Source organism: Acetonema longum DSM 6540 (assembly GCF_000219125.1).
Lineage (GTDB): Bacteria > Bacillota > Negativicutes > Sporomusales > Acetonemataceae > Acetonema > Acetonema longum.
In genome coordinates, this window is the sequence record NZ_AFGF01000248.1 from 1 (window position 1) to 628 (window position 628).

Here is a 628-nt window from a genome sequence, read left to right on the forward strand (position 1 = left end):
GCCGCCTTTGGAGACCTGGACAAGCTGGACAGCGAGAAAATAGAAAATGCCATGCAATACCCGGTTTCCCTGCCGACTGCGCTGCTCCTTACCCTTGCCTGCCGAACTGAACAAAACGGGAGCGATGCCGGCAAAACGGGCCAACTTATCCGAATTAGGAAAGCGGTTAATGTCGCCAATCTCAGAAATGATGTGGCTGGCGGTATTTAAGTTAATTCCCGGCATAGTATCCAGTTTGTAGTCAGTCAAAGGCAGCAGGTTTTTTAACTCCCCGTCGATTCCTTCAATGGCCTGCTGTTTGTAGCGAAGCTCCTGAATGATACTTTTGACAATAAAGTCCCGTTCAGCCTGAAACTCCCGGTGAGTATCCCCATCGGCAGCCACCAGATCAAGAATCGTCTGCGCCTTTTCCATCGAACAAGCATTGCGGCTGACACTCCGCAGCCCGTCAGCAAGGGTTTCAGCGGTCACGGTTTTTAAGTGTCCCGGCGAAGGGTAAGTCTCCCAAAAATAGAGCGCCGTCTTGCTGTTCACCAGGCAAAAGAACTTTCGGTAACTCGGATAATGGTACATCAACTGCCCGTGTAACTGATTTTGCAGCATAGTAGTTCCTTTTACGAGAGCATCC

The 628-nt window shown here is 50.3% G+C and carries 1 protein-coding gene; it reads right to left on the bottom strand.

Annotated elements, in window-relative coordinates; translation table 11 throughout:
- A partial coding sequence (locus ALO_RS19005; protein WP_139025454.1) for a transposase occupies positions 1–603 on the bottom strand: 603 nt, incomplete at its 3' end.
- Positions 604–628 lie beyond the last annotated feature (25 nt).